This window comes from Polaromonas sp. P1_E3 (genome assembly GCF_056405935.1).
Genome location: NZ_JBFUBD010000631.1, coordinates 1 through 1151, shown reverse-complemented (window position 1 = coordinate 1151; position 1151 = coordinate 1). Strand labels below are relative to the sequence as shown.

The following is a 1151-nucleotide window of genomic DNA, read 5'->3' as shown; positions in this document are numbered from 1 at the left end:
GTATTCCACGCTGCCGCCGGGCTGCAGGATTTCGTAGGGGCTCATGGTCGCGTCGCCGACGAAGATGAGTTTGTAGTCCTTGTTGTACTTTCGGATGATGTCCCAAGTCGGGAATTTCTCGCTGAAACGGCGGCGGTTGTTCTTCCACATGAAGTCATAGACGCAGTTGTGGAAGTAATAAAACTCCAGGTGCTTGAACTCGGCCTTGACGGCCGAGAACATTTCCTYGACGCGGTGGATGTGCTCGTCCATGGTGCCGCCCACGTCCATCAGCAGCAGCACCTTCACGTTGTTGTGGCGCTCCGGCACCATCTTGATGTCCAGCCAGCCGGCGTTGGCCGCGGTGGAGCGTATGGTGTCGTCCAGGTCCAGCTCTTCCACATTGCCCTGGCGCGCGAACTTGCGCAGGCGCCGAAGCGCGACCTTGATGTTGCGTGTGCCCAGTTCCTGCGTGTCGTCATAGTCCTTGTAGGCGCGCTGGTCCCAGACTTTGACCGCGCTCTTGTTGCGGCTCTTTTCCTGACCTATGCGTATGCCCTGGGGGTTGAAGCCGTTGGCGCCGAAGGGCGAGGTGCCGCCCGTGCCTATCCATTTGCTGCCGCCTTCGTGGCGCTCTTTCTGCTCTTCAAAGCGTTTTTTGAGCGTTTCCATGAGCTCATCCCAGCCCATTTTTTCGATCTTGGCTTTTTCCTCGGGGCTCAGTTCGAGCTCCAGGTTTTTGCGTAGCCACTCCAGGGGGATGTCCTTGGTGAAATCGGCCAGCATTTCGACGCCCTTGAAGTAGGCGGCAAAGGCACGGTCGAATTTGTCGTAGTTTTTCTCGTCCTTCACCAGCACCGTACGGCTCAGGTAATAAAAATCGTCAATCTTCCACGCGCCTTCGCCGTCATGGGCGTCGAGCTTGTCGCTGTTGGGGCCGACGACGCCCGCCTGCAGGGCTTCGAGCAGCATCAGGTATTCCTTGACGGAAACCGGCAACTTGGCCGAGCGCAGGGTGTAGAAGAAATCGATCAGCATGGAAAACTCCTAGGGCCTGTTAACRCTATKTWTGCAAGATGCGTTGCGAGTCAAAAAGGCCTTGAGCAAGGCGCAAAACGCAGGCGGGGTAGACCCCGTCAAGGCTTTGCAACGCCGCGCAAGGCCTTTTTGAT

Annotated in this window: 1 protein-coding gene; it reads right to left on the bottom strand. The window is 57.4% G+C overall.

Features of this window, described 5'->3' with window-relative positions; translation table 11 throughout:
- On the bottom strand, nucleotides 1-1017 hold a 1017-nt coding region (locus AC1D0Z_RS22340; protein ID WP_477660336.1), incomplete at its 3' end, for a vWA domain-containing protein.
- Between the last annotated feature and the right edge of the window lie 134 nt (nucleotides 1018-1151).